A 16,912-nucleotide genomic window follows, 5' to 3' on the forward strand; every position below is an offset into this window, starting at 1 on the left:
TTGAACTAAAATTTTTAACATAAGCAGGATATGAACAAAGAAGCATGGTACGGCATTTTCCCCGCGTTGGTGACGCCATTCAAATCAGATGATACGGTTGATTTTGAGCTGTTCGGCAAGAACCTCGAAGCGCAGGTTGAAGCAGGTATAACCGGGGTGATCGTTGGCGGTTCGCTCGGGGAGGCCAGTACACTCACCAGGGCCGAAAAAATGGAGCTGGTGAAATATGCTAAACAAGCCCTTCCTGCTGGTCTGCCCGTAGTTCTCGGTATTGCGGAGCAATCCACTGCCGAGGCGGTGAGCATTGCGAAAGAAGCCGAAAGTGTTGGTGCTGATGGTCTGATGATCCTTCCGCCGATGCGTTACAAAGCGGACAACGACGAGACAGTGACCTGGTTTAAGACGATCGCCGAAAGTGTATCGCTTTCGATCATGATCTATAATAATCCTTTCGACTACAAGATCGAGGTAACGCTGGATATGTTCGAAGAACTGGCCAAAGTTCCGAATATCCACGCCATTAAGGAATCTACCCGCGACGTAAGTAACGTAACGCGCCTGTTCAACAAGTTCGGCGACCGTTTCCGTGTGTTCTGCGGCGTGGACACATTGATTATGGAAGAAGTAATGCTTGGCACGGATGGCGTGATCGGCGGCCTCGTGGATGCATTCCCTAAAGAAACCGTTGCGATCTTCAACCTGGTGAAAGCGGGCCAATATAAGGAGGCGTTGGCGATCTACCGCTGGTACCTGCCATTGCTGGAACTCGATATTCATCCTAAACTGGTACAAAATATCAAACTGGCAGCTGCTAAAATGGGTATCGGCTCCGAATACGTACGCGCACCACGTCTGCCACTTGCTGGTGCGGAGCGTGAGAGGGTACTCGCTATCATCGATCAGGCCATCGCCACGCAACCTGAATTGCCGGATTATCTGAATCTGACGGTTGACACTTCGGTAGCATAATTCCACCCTTCTATAAATATTGCGGTGCGCTGCACCTCCTGAATATCACAAGGCGCAGCGCACCGCAATACTTGTGGAAATGGGATGTTTGTCGCAAGATCCGGTAATGCAAATATTGGGCAACCGGAGGGGTTTCCTGTTCTACGGATGGTCTCAACCCAGCCAATAACTGTAATATTGACAAAAAAGCTTTTGGATATCGTTAGATTTCGAGGCTAGGATTGTTACCCTTTTGTCAAAACATCAAATTATGAAATTGTCCGATTTAGACCTTATTCTTGAAAAAGCCCAGGAGGCATTCGTAGCGATGAACGCCTACGCTTTACGACGCCGGGTTGCATTGATGAACACCATCGCCGACGAGATCGAGGCGCTTGGTCCCGAGCTTGTGCAAACTGCCATGGCCGAATCCAACCTGCCCGAGGCGCGCCTTAACGGCGAAAAAGCTCGGACTGTGTTTCAATGGAGGAGCTATGCCGAAGCGGTGGAAAAAGGTTATTCGCTGGATGCGAGCATCGATACCGCCAATCCGCAACGCGCCGCGCCTAAGCCTGATATCCGCAAAACGAATGTAGGACTCGGTCCGGTGGCCGTTTTTGGTGCGAGTAACTTCCCGTTTGCATTCTCTACGGCGGGCGGAGACACAGCGAGCGCTATTGCAGCGGGCTGTCCTGTGGTGGTGAAAGCACATCCCGGTCATCCGAAAACCTCGCAGATCATGGCGGATGCCATTAGCCGAGGGGTTGCCAAAAGTGGTTTTCCGGAAGGGACATTTGCCCATATTTTCACGGATACCATCGAGGAAGCACAGGCATTGGTTGCCCATCCGGTGATCAAGGCCGTTGGTTTTACCGGTTCTAACCGTGCCGGACTGGCATTGGTTGACGTCGCTAATAAGCGCAAGGAACCCATTCCGGTATTTGCAGAAATGGGAAGCGTTAATCCCGTATTCCTGCTGCCAGGCAAGCTGAACACGGCCAGCGGCGAGTTGGCGAAACAATATGCCGGGTCGCTGACATTGGGTGTAGGACAGTTCTGTACCAACCCCGGTTTACTGATCACGGAAGATAACCCTGCATTGGATGGCTTCATCGAAGCATTGAACCAGGAGATCGTGAATATCCTTCCGGCGCCGATGCTGAATGCGGGTATTGCGGTCGCATACCGCGGTAACCGTGAGAAGGTGATTGGCCAGTCGGGTGTGGAGTTGGTGGCTGTGGCTGCCAACGAAGCCGCGGACGGTCATGGCGCAGCTACGGTAGCTACCGTTTCGGGCGTTGATTTTCTGATCAACGACGAGTTGCAAACCGAAGTTTTCGGGCCATTCGCACTGATCGTGAAATGTCGCAATGCAGAGGAAGTGTTGGCGGTAACGGAAAAACTGCACGGTCAGCTGACTGCTACATTGCTGGCAACCAGTGAAGACCTTGCCTCGCATCGCGAGCTGGTAGCTTCTATTCAGAATAAATGCGGGCGTATTATCTTCAACAACTTCCCTACGGGCGTTGAGGTGTGCAAATCCATGCACCACGGCGGGCCATTCCCGTCGTCGAGCAACAGCCAGTTTACCTCCGTAGGTCCGGATGCGATCAAGCGGTTTACCCGCCCATTAAGCTTCCAGAACTGGCCCGACGAATTTTTACCGGACGAATTGAAAAATGCCAACCCGCTGGGAATCTGGCGGACGGTGGATAATGAAATAACCAAATCGGCGCTGTAACAATAGCCCGGGAGCCTTTATGCGTAAAACTTTTTTCTGTATCGACGCCCACACCTGCGGGAATCCCGTACGCGTAGTCGCAGGTGGCGGGCCGCTCCTCGAGGGCAACAGCATGATGGAGCGCAGGCTCCATTTTTTGAGGGAATTCGACTGGATCCGTAAGGGCTTGATGTTCGAGCCCCGCGGGCATGACATGATGAGTGGCAGCATTCTCTATCCGCCCATCGACCCTGCGAATGATATTGGGGTATTATATATAGAAACCAGCGGCTGCCTGCCCATGTGCGGCCATGGGACGATTGGTACGGTTACCATTGCCATTGAAGAAGGCTTGGTAACGCCGAAAGTTCCGGGTAAACTGCGCCTCGAAACGCCCGCCGGACTGGTGCTGGTGGAATACGTGCAGGAAGGCCGGAAGGTGAAGTCTGTTAAGCTGATTAATATTAAATCATTCCTCGCGGCCGAAAAATTGACGGTTGAATGCCCTGATCTGGGCACATTGACGGTGGATGTTTCGTACGGTGGCAACTTCTACGCGATCGTCGATCCGCAGGAGAATTTCAAAGGCATTGAAAACTACACCGCCGACCAGCTGATCAGTTGGAGCCGCGTGTGCCGGAAGCGGATGAATGAGCAGTATAAATTCGTTCACCCCGAAAACGAGCATATCAACGGCCTGAGCCATTTCCTCTGGACCGGCGAGCCATTAGACCCAACCTCCACAGCGCGCAATGCGGTGTTCTACGGCGACAAGGCCATCGACCGTTCGCCCTGCGGTACGGGCACGTCTGCGCGTATGGCGCAGTGGCATGCGAAGGGAAAGCTTAAAAAAGGCGATCGCTTCGTACACGAAAGCATTATCGGTTCCAAATTCATCGGGACGGTGGAAGAAGAGACAACAATAGGAGGTAAGCCCGCTATGATCCCCGGCATCGAAGGCTGGGCTGTCATCACCGGCCACAATACCATCTTCATCGACGACGAAGAAGACCCTTATGCATTTGGTTTCCAGGTGATATAGGGTTTTTAAAGATTTCAATTCAAATGACTACAAAAAGAGGCAGCGCCGTCATCATCGGTGGCGGAATTTCGGGTTTGGCTTCGGCCTATTATTTGCTTAAAAGCGGATGGAGCGTGACCCTGCTCGATAAGGGAGACCTGTTCGATAACTGCTCGATCGGCAATGCGGGCATGATCGTACCGAGCCATTTTATCCCGCTCGCTGCTCCGGGGATGATTTCGAAGGGTATCAAATGGATGTTCAACAGCCGCAGCCCCTTTTATGTAAAACCATCCCTCGATTTTTCCCTTATTTCATGGGGGCTCAAATTCATGAAAGCGGCCACCGAAGCTAACGTCGAACGGGCAGCACCGCATTTACGGGATTATCATTTGTTGAGTAAAAAGCTTTACGAAGACCTCGTTCGCGACGAAAACCTGGATTTTGGACTGGAAGAAAAGGGTATTTTAATGCTCTATAAATCCGACAAAACCGGTGAAGAGGAAATCCATGTCGGCAAACAAGGGCAGCAATTAGGTCTCGATATCGAAATGCTCGACCGCGAGCAAGTGCAGGCATTGGAACCGGGTATTAAACTCGACGTTGCGGGCGCGGTGCATTACCGCTGTGACGCCCATTTGTACCCGACTGCATTGGTCAATGGTTTGATCAAAAGCATTACTGCGCTCGGCGCTGAAATAGTCAAAAAAGCAGAAGTAACAGGTTTTGACGTTCAAAACGGAGAGATCAAAAGAGTTAAAACAGCTGCAAAAACCTACGAAGGCGATCTGGTCGTGATGACCGGCGGGTCGTGGCTCCCGCAGCTTGCGAAACAGGCCGGATTGTCCATCCCGGTGATGCCCGGCAAAGGTTACTCATTCATGGAGCCAAACGCTGAGCATCCGATTGTCCATCCCGCATTGCTCCTCGAAGCCCGCGTGGCCGTGACGCCAATGAACGGGCAGGTCCGCTTCGGCGGCACAATGGAACTCGCGCCGCTGAACAACCAGATCAATATGAACCGGGTGGAGGGCATCGTCAATTCCATCCCGCAATATTACCCTGAACTGAATGTTGCCGTTCCGCAAAAGGATCGCATTTGGTACGGTTTCCGGCCTTGCTCGCCCGATGGCTTGCCCTATTTGGGTTATTCCAAAAAGCTGAGCAACCTGATTGTGGCCGGAGGGCATGGCATGATGGGTATCAGTCTTGGTCCCGGCACCGGTAAAATCGTGGCTGAACTGGCGGAGCGTGTGAAACCTTCCGTGGATGTGGCGCTTTACGATCCGGAGCGGTATCAATAGGTGCGGTCCGGGCGGGGCTGCCTAAGTGGGGCTGCCTAAGCGGCGGCGAAGCGGCAGTTAAAAGGGCCATTTTAGCGAGTGGCGGGGCGGGGATATTGTGAGTAGTCCAAATACTTCGTAGTTTACACAGTTTAAAACCTGACCTAATAACCTATTACCCTTTATGCCACAAGAAAACACCTCTTTCAAGCCCTCACTAGGTCTTGTTGACGCCACCATGCTCGTAGCCGGCAGTATGATCGGATCGGGCATTTTTATTGTCAGCGCCGACATCATGCGCAATACCGGAAGTGTGGGCTGGCTGATGTTCGTGTGGCTCATCACCGGTTTCATGACGCTCACAGCCGCATTAAGCTACGGCGAGCTCAGCGCGATGTTTCCCAAGGCCGGTGGTCAGTATATCTATCTCAAAGAAGCATATAATCCCCTGATCGGTTTCCTGTACGGTTGGAGCTTTTTTACGGTCATCCAAACCGCCACTATCGCTGCAGTAGCGGTGGCATTTGCCAAGTTTACGGCCTATCTGATCCCGCAATTCAGTGAAGACCTCGTCGCATTGGACCTTGGTTTTCTCAAAATAAGTCCCGCTCAGCTACTGGCCATCGTCGTCATCGTTGTGCTGACGTTTACAAATACACGTGGTGTGAACAGCGGCAAAATAATTCAAACCACATTCACATTAACCAAGCTTCTCAGCCTTCTCGGTCTCATCGTTTTCGGATTGATTTTCATGAAACCCGAAATATGGGCCGCCAACTGGGGCGAGGGGATGTGGGATCTGCACAAGCTAAGTCCGGATGGCAGCATAGAGTCCTACACCACTATCGCTGCATTTGGGGCCATTGCTGCCTCGATGGTAGGCTCCATTTTCAGCAGCGATTCCTGGAATAATGTGACATTCATTGCGGGGGAAATCAAGAACCCGCAGCGTAACATTGGGCTCAGCCTCGCGTTAGGGACCATTATCGTAACAGTCATTTACGTGCTCACGAATGTGATGTACACGGGCGTGCTCTCCTTGCAGGAAATCGCGGCAGCCGACAAAGACCGCGTAGCCGTAGCCGCTTCGCACGTTATCTTCGGCAATGCCGGCACGATCGTTATCGCTGTGATGATCATGATTTCCACGTTCGGTTGCGACAACGGACTGATCATGTCTGGCGCACGGGTATATTATTCGATGGCCAAGGACGGCCTGTTTTTCAAAAAAGTAGGGCAATTGAACAAGAATGCCGTGCCGGAAATCGGCCTTTGGCTGCAATGCGTGATCGCCTCATTGTGGGCGTTGAGCGGTAAGTATGGTAATTTGCTGGATATGATCTCCTTCGTAGTAGTTGTGTTCTATATGCTCACGATTATCGGGATATTCATTCTCCGTAAAAAGCGTCCCGACGCGCCAAGGCCGTACAAGGCATTCGGCTATCCGTTTTTGCCTATCATTTACATTATCATGGGTATCGCATTCTGCGTGCTGCTCATTATTTACAAACCAGAATATACCTGGCCGGGGCTAATCATTGTACTGCTGGGGATACCGGTTTATTACATGGTGGCGAGGAAGGACGTTGCGGCCGCTGAATAAAGACCACATAGAATAGATAGTGCCCTAAGCGGATAGCCGTTTAGGGCACATTTGTTTGTTGATGAAGTGAACTGACTACTTTTCCAATAGCTCGTCCAGATTACCCAGCGCCATCGTGAAGCCTTCTTTGAAGCCCATCTGCATGATTTGCTCGATGTCTTCATATTTATCGTATTGAATCACCACGGAAACGGTGGTGCTACCATCGGCTTCGGTGAAAGTATTCGTCCAGGTAGACCGGGCGAACTCCTCGTTAAGTTTTCCGTTCTCGTCGCAGAACGCATCGATACCCGAAAAGCTTTTCTGCGGATTGATCGTTTTGTAATCGAGTTTCGCCCAATGTTCTTCGCCCTCGGGACCTACCATTGCGTAAAGCCACGTTCCACCCTCGCGGAAATCCATTGATTTGGTCCGGGCCTTCCATGGACGCGGCGCCCACCATTGGTCGAGCAACTCGCTTTGTGTCCAGGCTGCCCATACTTTTGCAACCGGAGCGGCAAATTCGCGTTCTACATTGATACGATTGTTTTCCTTGTCTACCGAAAAATTCATTACCAAGCTAGTTTTCATCTGAATCGGAATTTAGGTTGATTAAAAGTTGATCTAATTGATTAAAACGGTCTTCCCAGTGTTTTTTGAACTGCGTCAACCAGTGGTCGAACTCTTTCATTTTAGCTGGATTGAAATAATAATGGATCTCCCTCCCGACCTTATTCTGCGTGAGCAGCTCGCAATCGGCGAGTACCTTGATGTGCTTCGAAACCGCCTGCCTGGAAGTATCAAAATGTTCTGCCAGAGCGTTGGGCGTCATAGATTGCGTCGCGATCAGAACGAGAATGGCCCTCCTCGTCGGATCCGCAATAGCTTGAAAAATATCTCCTTTCATACACGATCGAAATATGCAACTTGATGGTTGCAAATATAAATGCAACTTTTGGGTTGCGCAAATTTTTTGTAATTTATTTTGACCCGTTTGCACAGAACTCTTTACCGTAAAGTAATTTTTCTGCACATTAGATCATAATCGCACCTTAAAAATCAGATCTATGAAAAGTATGTACAACTTCTTGACATCTAAGACGATGATTGCTGCTGTGATCATCTCTTTTACAATCGCAGGATGTCAGGAAAATTCCGTCGAAAACCAGTCAACAGCAACTTCGGAGCCTTCCGGTAGCTTGTTGCGGACAAGTGGTGAAAGTGAATTTGTGGATGGAGAATTGCTGATCCAGTTCAAGGAAGGCGTGTCGGCCGCTGCAAAGCAAAAGGCTTTCGACAAAGTGAAGGGGCAACCCGTAGAGAAAATCCTGACAAAAGCGATGGAGCGAGCGGGTAAGAAAGAGGGGTTGGCGCTTTTGAAGGTTAATAAAAATGTGTTGGAGGCCATCGCGGAGCTTAAAGGAGCTGAGGGCGTCGAATTTGCGGAGCCCAATTATGTGTATTATCATACCGCCATTTCGACGGACACCTATTTCACAAACGGGTCACTCTGGGGAATGTACGGCCCTGCAACGAGCCCGGCGAGCACTTACGGGAGTAATGCGGCGGCGGCCTGGGCGGCCGGTAAAACCGGCCTCGCTTCGGTTTACGTCGGTGTGATCGACGAGGGCATTCAGCTCACGCACCCCGATCTCGCAGGTCAGGTTTGGGTTAATCCTGCCGATCCCACAGACGGTGTCGATAACGATGGGAATGGCCTTACAGATGATACCAATGGATGGGATTTTGCCAATAACGATGCATCCATCTACGACGGCGGGACCAAAGGCTCGCTCGACGACCACGGTACCCACGTGTCGGGCACCATTGGCGGAAAAGCGAATGGGCAAGGGGTTGTTGGTGTAAACTGGAACATCCGGCTCATCTCCGCGAAGTTTCTCGGCCGTCGCGGTGGAACAACGGCGAATGCAGTAAAGGCTGTCGACTATCTCACTACCCTGAAAAACCGCGGGATCAATATCGTGGCCAGTAACAACTCCTGGGGCGGCGGAGGATATTCGCAGGCACTTTACGATGCCATCGCCCGCGCCAACAATGCAGGAATCATGTTTATTGCCGCTGCCGGCAACGCCGGGACCAACAACGACATTACCGCGAGCTATCCCGCCAATTACAATCTTCCCAATGTGATTTCGGTTGCGGCGATAGATAAGAATGGTGCCCTGGCAAGCTTCTCGCAGTATGGTGCGACTACCGTAGACATCGGCGCGCCGGGCGTTGCGATCAACTCGACAACGGCTTACAACTCTTATTCGTCTTACAACGGCACCTCTATGGCCACTCCGCACGTTTCGGGCGCCGTGGCCTTGTATGCATCCACACATCCGGGCGCGTCCGTCGCGCAGATCCGCAACGCCATTCTGTCCAGCGCCGTACCGACGCCTTCATTGGCTGGTAAGACGGTTACTGGTGGCCGGTTGGATGTAAATGCGGCTTTGAGCAAGTAGATTGATGTTTTTTTTAAGAGAGGAATGGCGCGCATACGCTGTTCCTCTCTTTTTGTTTGGCTTTTCGGCTACAAACAGGTAAACGCTCTGTGGTTATGGGTCAATAGACGTTCAAGTATTTTGGCCAATGCCACAGAGCGGCTTCCTGTTTATAGAAAACAGGAAGTAATGTCTTTTTTTAGAAATTTAAACTATTTATTTACCACCACGGTAACAATCGCCCGCCCCGGAATCTTCACCCCATCCTTCAAGCTCTCATCCTTCGATCGCTTCATATCAACCCCCTCCTCACCACTAGTCAAGTAAACATCCGCTCCGCCTTTCACTCGAAACCCATTAATTTCCGGCTGTAAAACCCGCTCCTCATTCCCGTAATTAATAGCGACCAGCACCATCTGCTTCTCGTTGGCATAAGCCGAAACCATCAAATCCTGGGCAATTTGCTCATTGCTCAGCTCGTCCTGGCGCTTGATATGCAGCCGGTGCATCCCAGGACGGATAAAACGGCTGTAATGACCCATTGCCCACAGGTTTTTAGTGGCGGTAATGGTGCCGTCTGTGTATTCCTTATTTGCAGGTTTCAAAGCAATAAGGTAATACCGGGTATCGAAATCGGGGCTGCCGGGCTCCCAGCTGTTCCAGAGCTGCCAGGCGGCGGCATTTCCGTATACCAGGTCGTCGTGGATCACTTTGGAGAGGAACAAGGCGCAGTCGATGGCGGGGATGCGGCCGGTTTTGCCTTCGCGGTAGCCGTCGGCGAGCATGGAGTACTCGGTTTGCCAGAACGTGACACCATATTTGGCGGTAGTGTCGGCCACGTGGCGGCGGATGGCGATGCGGGAGCTGTCGCCTTTGTCGGTGAAGTAGCTGTGCCCACCGATGAGAGATGGAAGGTGTTTCAGGTTTTTGAAGGCGAGCTTGCTGCCAGGATTGAAGAACGCCTGCGTTTGTTGTGCAGCGTTACCGCCCTTCGCATAGAGGTAATCGAGTTGGGCGGCTTCCGTAAGGAGGATTTTGGAGGCCGAGCCGGTGGCGGTCAATGCGCTGTCGAGGGTGCGGGTTACGCGGGCGATTTCGTCGTTGCGCCATGGGCTGCCTTCCTGCTTGGCGCCCTGGCCGGGAGCGTGCGACCAGTCCCATTGCGGCTCGTTCACGGGACTGATGTATTTGAAGTGCAGGCCTTCGTCGTCGAAATGCTTCAAAACCGTCGCAAGGAAGCCCGCATAGTGGCCATAATGTTCTGGTTTGAGGTTTGAGATATAATCTTTCGTTGTTTTATAGCCCAAACCATTCCTTGTAAACTGAACCGGCGGCGTATTGGAGAAAGCGATCAGGTTTTCGACGCCGTATTCCTTTGCTTTTTTGGTAAACCATATGTATCCGGCTTGCTTCGACCAGTCGTAGGTGCCATCCGGGCGGAGGAAGCATTCGACGCGTTTGCGGAAGTCGGTAATGCCGCTGCTGTCGCCCTGCTCGGCTGTGCCGCCGCCGATGTTGAAACGCCAGGCGGAAAGGCCGATACCCTTTGGATTGCCGCTGGCGTGGAGTTCTTTGCTGAAAAGCCATTCGGCCATTTGCTCGCGGTTTTGAGCGGGCCAGTTTTGGGCAATACCTTCCGTAAACCAGGCTCCGGCGGCACCGAAGTTGTCGATCTTTTGGGCTTTGTTTTGGACGTCTATTTTAATAACCAGTTCTTTCGGTTTCTGAGCTTGGCTAACAACGGCGATAAGTATTGAAAGGGTAGTGAGTACGAATTTTTTCATGGTTATTAATTTAAAATACATTGAAACCCATCGCGAGCAGGATCAGTACCACCGCCCAGCCGGCGACTTGAAGCAACGGCGAATGTTTATAACTGCCCATCAACCGCTGTTTCCGGCTTGCTACCAGCAGGATGGCGAGGGCTATGGGCAACACGAAACCATTCAACGTGCCTACGAAAACGAGCACTTTCACCGGACGGCCAACCAGCAGGAAAATGATGGTGGAGATGAATATGAAAACGATGGTGATATAAGATTGATTTGTTTCAACAAAAGGATGAAACGACCTCAGAAACGAAATGGAAGTGTAAGCTGCTCCCACCACCGAAGTAATGGCAGCCGACCAGATCATCAGCCCGAAAAGCTGCTTGCCAAATGTGCCCGCGGCATTTTCAAATACCGACGCGGCAGGGTTTTCGGGATTAATGGCTACACCGGTGAGAATAATGCCGAGCGTGGCCAGAAACAGCAGGTAGCGGATCAATGCCGTGATCAGAATACCGGTAGACGCACCGCGATTCACCTCCTTCAACGCACGCTCACCCTGCACGCCCGCGTCGAGCAGGCGGTGCGCGCCTGCGAAGGAGATGTAACCGCCCACAGTCCCGCCTACGAGCGTGAGCGTTGCAATAGGATCGAATTTTTCGGGGAAAAAGGTGTGCTGGATCGCGCTGCCCATTGGCGGGTGCGAGGTGAATGCGACGTAGAGAATGAGGGCGATCATCAGGAAGCCGAGGATTTTTGAGAAGGTGTCCATGACTTTGCCGGCTTCTTTGAAAAGGAAGATCGCGATGGCCATTGCAGCGCTTAGGATTGCGCCAGTTTCAACAGAAACGCCGGTCATGGCTTGGATACCCAGGCCTGCGCCGGCCACATTTCCGATGTTAAAGGCCAGCCCGCCAGCCACGATGAGAAATGCGAGAAGATAGCCGAGACCTGGAAGCAGGTCGTTGGCCAGGTCCTGGGCACGTTTGCCGGATACGGTGATGATCTGCCAGATGTTGAACTGGACGGCGAGGTCGATCAGTATCGATATCAGAATGATAAATCCGAAACTGGTCGCCAGCTTTTCGGTGAAGACGGTCGTTTGCGTCAGGAAGCCGGGGCCTACCGCCGACGTAGCCATGAGGAATGCGGCGCCCAGGAGGGCGTTTTTGTTTTTTGACATAGTTAAATTTTAAACACCATACCCTCCACCTCCCGGAGTCTCGATAGTCAAAACATCCCCCACATTCACTTTCAGACTACAAATCCCGGGCAACTCATTCATTGAACCATTTGAAAAAAGTATATGACGCCCGCAAAGCCCATCGTCGCCGCCAGCCATTCCATAAGGCGCATACCGCCGGTGCTGACCAAGCAATGTAACCTGCAATGGCGCCAGAAATTCCAGCTTTCGAACGATACCGTCACCACCACGCCAGCGCCCCGCGCCGCCAGAATTGCGGCGAATGCCGAATTCCAGCAAACGCACCGGATATTTCCTTTCTAGCTGTTCCGGATCAGTGATGCGGGTGTTGGTCATATGCTGATGCACTGCTGAGCGTCCGTTGAATCCATTTCCCGCGCCAACGCCGCCGCCGATCGTCTCGTAATAGCCGAACTGCTCGTTGCCGAAGAGGAAGTTATTCATCGTTCCCTGGCTGCAAGCCGCCATGCCGAATGCCTTTAATAAGGTGTCCACGAGTCGCTGGCTTACCTCGGTATTCCCGCCGACAACTGCCGGACAATGCAGCGGATCGTCGGAAAAATGAGGATGCAGGAAGCTGTTTTCGGGTAGTTTGATCTCCACATTCTGCATCAAGCCATCATTCAACGGAATTTCCTGATCAACTAAAAGTCTCAGAACGTACAAAATGGCACTGTACAAAATGGAGATATTGGCATTGAGATTGTTCGGATGAACGCCCGATGTGCCGCTGAAATCGAATATTTGCTTATTATCGGATAGGTTGATTTTGATGGATATCCGATGATTGTCATCCACGAGCTCGGAAGCTTCAAAAAGCTGCCCCTGCAATGGCTCCAATGCCTTCCGAAGTTGCGAAACGGCGGTTTGTTTGAGCATGCCCATGTATTTTTGCACCGTTTCGAGTCCATGGTTTTCAACCAGTTTCAGCAGCTGCGTGCTCCCTTTTTTCAATGCCGACAATGCCGCGATAATGTCGGCTTCATTGGAAAGGAATGACCGGGTAGGGTAAGGTCCACCCGTGAAAAGGTCGTGCAATGCCTCCCATTGAAACGCGCCAGCCTTCACCAGGTATTGCGGCACGATCACCACTCCTTCCTCTGCCAGGCATGTAGCATCCGGGGGCATCGAGCCGGGTGTTTTACCACCTACTTCCGCATGATGCGCCCGGTTGATCACGTAGCCTACGCAAGTGCCGTCGCCGGTAAATACCCCCGCGATTAAAGTGATATCCGGCAAATGCGACCCGCCGTAACGCGGATGGTTGGTAATCACGACGTCACCCGGGCCAATGGCGATAGCTTCGCGCACAAGGCGCCCGCATATGCCCATGCTGCCCAGGTGTACGGGAATGTGCTGCGCGTTCACGAGGAGCTCACCGCTCGCATCGAGCAATGCGCACGAGAAATCGAGGCGTTCCTTGACATTCACGGAAAATGCCGTCCGCTGCAACTGAACGCCCATTTCGTCGGCAATGGCCTTGAAACGGTTGGTGAAGAGCTGCAATGCTACTTCCTCGCTTTGCCGCCCGGCGCTGGTTGGAGCGGCGCGCGTTGTCCAGGCAATAGCGTCCTGTCCGGGCTGGATTACCAGTTTCCAGCCTTCGGGTAAGTAAGTTGTTGAAGTATTATTGAGGATAATTGAAGGTCCTTCCAACTGGTCGCCGGGGCTTAGATTGTCCCATTCAAACAGGGCTGTTTCGGGGAAACCAACGCCGGTCAGAAACGGCTTGCTATGCGCGAAAGCCTGAGCTTTCTGTCCAGTTCGTATGATTGACACTGCGCCGCTTTGCGGATTTTTCTCCTGCACTTTCAGTTTCACACTTTCCAGCTCTATCACCGCATTGGCGGGAAAGTAACCGAATTGTGAACGATAGGTATCTTCAAAAGCAGCCAAAGTCGCATTGCCATCGTGAGGTATTTCAATCGTGTTTTCCTGACCGGCAAAACGCAGGTAAACGTGACAGAAAACCGTCTCAAAAGTGTCGATGCCCTGATCCTGCAAAATACCGGCCGCCTGCTTTTCCAACACCTCCCGCCATTCACCGACATGCGCGGCAGCTTTCACCCAGGGCAAAAGAATTTGTTTTGAAACAATCGTGCTGATCAGCGCCTCTCCAATCCCAGCCGCGCTGAAAAGTCCGCCGTCATACGGGAGTAGCACCGTGTCCATATCCAGCAGCTCTGCAAGCTGGCATGCGTGCAGGCCGCCCGCACCGCCAAAGGTTACCAAGGCAAATGCATTAGGATTAATGCCTTTCTCGACTGAAATCTTGCGGATCGCGTCGGCCATTTTCTCATTGGCGATGCTTTCCAGACCGGTTAGGATTTCCTGATGGCTAAGCAGGTTGCCGGTCCGGGATCGGATCGCGCTTTGAAGCTCTTCCAGCCTAGCAATGGCGGCTTCCGGGGCAATCGGTATGCTGAATTTGGACGTTTCGAGCTTGCCGAGCAACAGGTTGACATCGGTGACCGTCAACGGCCCACCAGCGCCGTAACATGCCGGGCCGGGCGATGCGCCTGCACTCTCCGGTCCCACCTGCAATGAAAAACCGTCAAACCAGCAAATGGAGCCACCACCCGCGGCCACGGTTTCGATGGCCAGGGTGGGGTTATGGAACTCGATACCGTCGATTTCCGTGATATATTTCAGCTCGGGCTGCCCATCAATAAGCGCCGTATCCGTGCTTGTGCCGCCCATATCGAAGGTAATGGCCTTTGGGAAACCGAGTTTTCGGGCAAAATTGGTCGCAGCCACCATGCCGCCAGCCGGGCCGCTGAGCAGGCTGTCTTTGGCACGGAAACCACTTACTTCCGAGAGGCTGCCGGTGCTGGTCATTACTTGCAGACGGCCTCCGTTCAAGGCCTGGCGAATGTTGGTGAGATATTGATCGAGGATTGGGTCGAGGTAGGCGTTGACGACGGCGGTTTGCGTTCTTCTTAAATAATGCGAGAACGGAAAAAGCGCCGATGAAGCAGATATGTATTTTGTACCATTATCCCGGAACCAGGTCGCGACTTGGTTTTCATGGTCGGGATTTTGGTAAGAATGCATTAAAGAAATGGCAACCGACTTGTAATCAGCAAGTTTTTGTTCTGATTGCAAGTCGGTCAAATCCAGCGTTTCAATCACACTTCCACCGATTCGCTCGTCTACTTCCAGCACTTTGGTGTAAAGCAGTTTGGGTTCAGGAATATTGAGCTGAAAAAGCGATGGTCGTTGCTGGTTACCGATGTAGAGCAAATCTTTAAAACCTTTGGTAACGACCAGCAGTGTTGGGGCTCCTTTTCGTTCAAGCAATGCATTGGTACCCTTTGTTGTACCTAGTCGCATTGCAATAGGTGGCAATGGTTGATCGAGCGGCGTTTGTGTAAGGAGCCTTGCTGCCAGAATGGGCGCTTCTTCGCCGGTTGTTATTTCAAAATCCGCGGATCGGACAAATGGCAGATCGTCTGCTAGGGTAATGGTATGTTGCTGCCGGTCGATTTTTTCAACACGACTTATAGTGTTGTCGCCATGGAACTTAAATGTATAATTTTTAAAAAGATCGCCGTTATAAGGCCAAGAAGCCTCGAACCGGTAGGTGTTTATGCTCAATTTCTCCGTAATGCGGCCTCGGAGGCAACTGGAACTGAGTACTTTAATACGGGTTTTGTATCCGGCCGGATCGATGGCCAGGCAGTCGGTAAAAGTACCGCCGGTGTCGATCCAGATTTGCCAGTTTGGGGTAATCGTATTTTTCAAGTTAAGGGATTTATGTCAGGCGTTTGATTGATCCCCAATTTACCCATTTCAGTGCATAGGACGTCTTTTGAACGGATTTAAATATCCCTGAAACCCTTCTGATATTCCCCTGGCGACATGCCGGTGGTCTTTTTAAATACTCTGTTGAAATTCGTCACGTGGTCGAATCCGGTCTGGTAGCAGATATCCGAAAAGCTGTCGAACTTACCCGAAAGGATGATCTTACAAGCTTCATTGATCCGCACTTCGTTCAGGAAACTGACGAATGTCTTGTCCGTATGTTTTTTGAAATACCGGCAAAATGCCTGGGGAGTGAGGTTGGCGATTTCGGATATTTCGGCGAGGGATATGTGGCGTTTGTAGTTGGTGACAAGGTATTGGAAAATGCGGTCCATACGAATCCCCTCTACCTCGGAAATGACTTGTTCGCTGTTGCTGGTAGCCAGCGGTTTCAGGTCGCGGGTGGTTGAGAACTGGTAGAGCAGCTTGATGAAAGCCGCAACCCGCTGACTTTCTTTGTGGTGGATAATTTCTGAAATGATATTCTGAACGGCCTCCCGCGCTTCTTCCGGGATTTGAAAGCCATTGTGGACCCCGTGGACAAACTTCCGGATGTTGGCCATCTCCGGCAGGCTCAGGATGTTCTGGGATAAATAGTTAGGGTCGAAAAAGATGGAAACGGAGTGGATCTGCCTGGGTTCGTCGGGATTGAAATAGGACTCGTCGTTCTTGAAAATGTGCGACTGGTTGGCCCCGATAATGTAAATGTCACCCGATTCGAACCGCTGCATATAATTCCCCGCGACCAGAATTCCCGAACCTTCCACCACCCATTCAATCTGCACCTCGCGATGGCGATGCAAATGTGGGTAGTAGTGCGGTAACTTTTCCTCCTGAACAACAATTGTACTTTCGCGGGAAACGGGAATGGTGAATTGTACGACTTTCATAACTAAATATACGCAGGAAGGTTGGTTAATGCTTCATGCCAGAGATTTTTTCAATTGGCGTATTGTATTTTTAAGCTATGGTCGTTGCAAGCCTACGCTGCATTGCCGCTGTCGGATCGGGATTTATGAACAAATAGTATTCGGGCTGACCTTTGCAACCGTGCGCATATTTTGTGTTCTAAATCAGCCGTTCAGATTCGCATAAGGCACTTTTGGTACCCTGCGAATCTGAACGCTAATTGTT

At 51.6% G+C, this 16,912-nt stretch carries 12 protein-coding genes; 6 read left to right on the top strand and 6 right to left on the bottom strand.

Annotation, left to right across the window (positions count from 1 at the left end):
- The first annotated feature begins 30 nt into the window (after positions 1-30).
- From ACTJJJ_RS11600 to ACTJJJ_RS11620, 5 genes are all read left to right on the top strand, one after another.
- On the top strand, positions 31-969 hold the full coding sequence (locus tag ACTJJJ_RS11600; RefSeq protein ID WP_188935029.1) for a dihydrodipicolinate synthase family protein: 939 nt from the start codon (positions 31-33) through the stop codon (positions 967-969).
- Positions 970-1,219: 250 nt separating this feature from the next.
- Entirely contained in the window at positions 1,220-2,689 is a 1,470-nt protein-coding gene (locus ACTJJJ_RS11605; RefSeq protein ID WP_440701883.1) for an aldehyde dehydrogenase (NADP(+)), read from the top strand.
- 19 nt (positions 2,690-2,708) lie between these two features.
- Positions 2,709-3,710, top strand: a complete 1,002-nt coding sequence (locus ACTJJJ_RS11610) for a 4-hydroxyproline epimerase (protein WP_426292733.1) — start codon at positions 2,709-2,711, stop codon at positions 3,708-3,710.
- 23 nt (positions 3,711-3,733) lie between these two features.
- On the top strand, positions 3,734-4,993 hold the full coding sequence (locus tag ACTJJJ_RS11615) for an NAD(P)/FAD-dependent oxidoreductase (protein WP_426292734.1): 1,260 nt from the start codon (positions 3,734-3,736) through the stop codon (positions 4,991-4,993).
- A gap of 163 nt (positions 4,994-5,156) precedes the next feature.
- The gene (locus ACTJJJ_RS11620) at positions 5,157-6,575 is read left to right on the top strand and encodes an APC family permease (RefSeq protein ID WP_188935021.1); all 1,419 of its coding nucleotides are present in this window, start codon (positions 5,157-5,159) and stop codon (positions 6,573-6,575) included.
- A 75-nt stretch (positions 6,576-6,650) separates the two neighbouring features.
- Here the strand turns inward: ACTJJJ_RS11620 and ACTJJJ_RS11625 are convergent, their stop codons facing one another.
- Positions 6,651-7,145, bottom strand: a complete 495-nt coding sequence (locus ACTJJJ_RS11625) for an SRPBCC family protein (protein ID WP_440701884.1) — start codon at positions 7,143-7,145, stop codon at positions 6,651-6,653.
- Positions 7,135-7,461, bottom strand: a complete 327-nt coding sequence (locus ACTJJJ_RS11630) for an ArsR/SmtB family transcription factor (RefSeq protein ID WP_188935017.1) — start codon at positions 7,459-7,461, stop codon at positions 7,135-7,137. The genes ACTJJJ_RS11625 and ACTJJJ_RS11630 overlap by 11 nt, the downstream gene beginning before the upstream one ends.
- A gap of 160 nt (positions 7,462-7,621) precedes the next feature.
- On the opposite strand from ACTJJJ_RS11630, the gene ACTJJJ_RS11635 reads away from it, so the two are divergent.
- The gene (locus tag ACTJJJ_RS11635; RefSeq protein WP_440701885.1) at positions 7,622-9,022 is read left to right on the top strand and encodes a S8 family peptidase; all 1,401 of its coding nucleotides are present in this window, start codon (positions 7,622-7,624) and stop codon (positions 9,020-9,022) included.
- 191 nt (positions 9,023-9,213) lie between these two features.
- Here ACTJJJ_RS11635 and ACTJJJ_RS11640 read toward each other — a convergent pair whose 3' ends face one another.
- The 4 genes from ACTJJJ_RS11640 to ACTJJJ_RS11655 form a co-directional block, all read right to left on the bottom strand.
- A complete protein-coding gene (locus tag ACTJJJ_RS11640; protein WP_440701886.1) occupies positions 9,214-10,785 on the bottom strand; it encodes a glycoside hydrolase in 1,572 nt (523 codons plus the stop codon).
- A gap of 10 nt (positions 10,786-10,795) precedes the next feature.
- The gene (locus ACTJJJ_RS11645) at positions 10,796-11,953 is read right to left on the bottom strand and encodes an NRAMP family divalent metal transporter (RefSeq protein ID WP_440701887.1); all 1,158 of its coding nucleotides are present in this window, start codon (positions 11,951-11,953) and stop codon (positions 10,796-10,798) included.
- A 9-nt stretch (positions 11,954-11,962) separates the two neighbouring features.
- Positions 11,963-15,718 carry a hydantoinase B/oxoprolinase family protein gene (locus tag ACTJJJ_RS11650; protein WP_440701888.1) on the bottom strand — a complete coding sequence of 1,252 codons (3,756 nt, stop codon included), beginning with the start codon at positions 15,716-15,718 and terminating at the stop codon, positions 11,963-11,965.
- Positions 15,719-15,795: 77 nt separating this feature from the next.
- Positions 15,796-16,668 carry an AraC family transcriptional regulator gene (locus tag ACTJJJ_RS11655; RefSeq protein ID WP_440701889.1) on the bottom strand — a complete coding sequence of 291 codons (873 nt, stop codon included), beginning with the start codon at positions 16,666-16,668 and terminating at the stop codon, positions 15,796-15,798.
- Between the last annotated feature and the right edge of the window lie 244 nt (positions 16,669-16,912).

The organism is Dyadobacter sp. 22481 (assembly GCF_052044875.1).
In the GTDB taxonomy this organism is placed as follows: domain Bacteria; phylum Bacteroidota; class Bacteroidia; order Cytophagales; family Spirosomataceae; genus Dyadobacter; species Dyadobacter endophyticus.

Bases quoted from the DNA above. Each gene is read 5' to 3' on its own strand.
- ACTJJJ_RS11630 (WP_188935017.1), bottom strand. From the start codon at position 7,461: ATGAAAGGAGATATTTTTCAAGCTATTGCGGATCCGACGAGGAGGGCC.
- ACTJJJ_RS11610 (WP_426292733.1), top strand. From the start codon at position 2,709: ATGCGTAAAACTTTTTTCTGTATCGACGCCCACACCTGCGGGAATCCC.
- ACTJJJ_RS11615 (WP_426292734.1), top strand. From the start codon at position 3,734: ATGACTACAAAAAGAGGCAGCGCCGTCATCATCGGTGGCGGAATTTCG.
- ACTJJJ_RS11640 (WP_440701886.1), bottom strand. From the start codon at position 10,785: ATGAAAAAATTCGTACTCACTACCCTTTCAATACTTATCGCCGTTGTT.
- ACTJJJ_RS11655 (WP_440701889.1), bottom strand. From the start codon at position 16,668: ATGAAAGTCGTACAATTCACCATTCCCGTTTCCCGCGAAAGTACAATT.
- ACTJJJ_RS11625 (WP_440701884.1), bottom strand. From the start codon at position 7,145: ATGAAAACTAGCTTGGTAATGAATTTTTCGGTAGACAAGGAAAACAAT.
- ACTJJJ_RS11645 (WP_440701887.1), bottom strand. From the start codon at position 11,953: ATGTCAAAAAACAAAAACGCCCTCCTGGGCGCCGCATTCCTCATGGCT.
- ACTJJJ_RS11620 (WP_188935021.1), top strand. From the start codon at position 5,157: ATGCCACAAGAAAACACCTCTTTCAAGCCCTCACTAGGTCTTGTTGAC.
- ACTJJJ_RS11605 (WP_440701883.1), top strand. From the start codon at position 1,220: ATGAAATTGTCCGATTTAGACCTTATTCTTGAAAAAGCCCAGGAGGCA.
- ACTJJJ_RS11635 (WP_440701885.1), top strand. From the start codon at position 7,622: ATGAAAAGTATGTACAACTTCTTGACATCTAAGACGATGATTGCTGCT.
- ACTJJJ_RS11600 (WP_188935029.1), top strand. From the start codon at position 31: ATGAACAAAGAAGCATGGTACGGCATTTTCCCCGCGTTGGTGACGCCA.